We start from the raw sequence: 1,494 nt of genomic DNA on the forward strand, positions 1-1,494 counted from the left end.
GCTCTACCGCCGCTTCAATCCTCGTCTTCTTCCGCCGCCTCGCGACCCTGCTGGCGGATCAGCGCTTCTTCGCGCGCATCGTTGATCGCGTGGCGCACGCCGTCCAGGTCGATGGTGGTTTCGTCATGCACGAAGGTGCCGGTGAGCGGGCTGTCGGGCAGCAGGTCACCGGCTTCGAACAACGCCCACATCTCTTCGCCGTACCAGCTGTCCAGCAGCTCCGGCGCGAACCGGCCCAGGTAGGCGGTGAGGTTGTTGACGTCGCGCAGCAGCATGCTGCGCGCGGCGTTGTTGCCGCCGGCGCTGACCACCTGCGGGAAGTCGATCACCACCGGGCCGTCCGGGCCCACCAGTACGTTGTACGGCGACAGATCGCCGTGGATCAGGCCGCAGCACAACATGCGCACCACCTGGCGGACCAGGGTCTGGTGGAACTCGCGCGCCTGGTCCGGCTCCAGCTCCACTTCGCCCAGCCGGGCGGCGGAGAAACCGTCCGCGTCGGTGACCAGTTCCATCACCAGCACGCCGTGGTAGTAGCCGTGCGGCTCGGGCACGCGCACACCGGCGTCGCGCAGCTGGTACAGCGCGTCCACCTCGGTGTTCTTCCAGGCGGTTTCCTGCTGCTTGCGTCCGTATTTGCTGGCCTTGCCAACCGCACGCGCCTCGCGGCTGCCACGCACCTTGCGGCCTTCCTGGTACTGCACGCGCTGCTGGAAGCTGCGCTGGGCCATGTCTTTGTAGACCTTGGCGCAGCGCACATCGTCGCCGCTGCGTACCACGTACACCGCTGCTTCCTTGCCGCTCTTGAGCGGGCGCAGCACTTCATCGATCACGCCGTCGTCGATCAGCGCCTGCAGGCCTTGGGGGGTCTTCACGGAATCTCGGGATTGTGGCCGGCGCCAATGCGCCCGCCGGAAAGGGGGAGGGATTTTCGCATCTTCGGGGCGGCCCGGCCATCGGCGCTCCGTGCCAGCCGTTCAGCCCGGACGCCAAGGGGGCTCACGGCAGCCCCTGTTCCCCTCGCAGAACCGGATACGGGTTGAGCGATTCGCCCTTCCACCACTGCTTTTCCGGACCCAGCGCATGGATCTCGAAGTGCAGGTGCGGCGCCTCCGGGCTGGCATTGCCGGTGCTGCCGACATAGCCGATCACCTGGCCGCGCTTGACCTGCTGCTTCTCGGCCAGGCCATCGGCGTAGCGCTGCAGGTGGGCGTAGTAGTAGCAATAACGGCCACCGGGCTCGAACTGGTACAGGGTCAGCCCGCCACGCGCGCTGTCGAACAGCTTCTCCACGGTGCCATCGGCCACGGCCAGCACGGGCGTGCCAGCCGGGGCCAGGATGTCGATCGCATCGTGGACGCGGCCCTCACTGCGCGCGTCGGTGAAGGTGTCCTGCAGTTGGGCGGCGGTGATGCCCTGGACCGGCAGCAGCAGGCCGGTGCCATCGGCCGGAGCAGGCGCCGCTGCGGCGTCAGGGGCCGCGGCCGCGGCCGC

At 68.5% G+C, this 1,494-nt stretch carries 2 protein-coding genes; both read right to left on the reverse strand.

The genetic code is table 11. The features are described 5' to 3' along the window. Positions 1–14 precede the first annotated feature (14 nt). A complete protein-coding gene (locus AC1DQP_RS20390; protein ID WP_457318618.1) occupies positions 15–875 on the reverse strand; it encodes a PA4780 family RIO1-like protein kinase in 861 nt (286 codons plus the stop codon). 124 nt (positions 876–999) lie between these two features. Next, a partial coding sequence (locus AC1DQP_RS20395; RefSeq protein ID WP_478052418.1) for a M23 family metallopeptidase occupies positions 1,000–1,494 on the reverse strand: 495 nt, incomplete at its 5' end.

Source organism: Stenotrophomonas sp. P5_A8 (genome assembly GCF_056400545.1).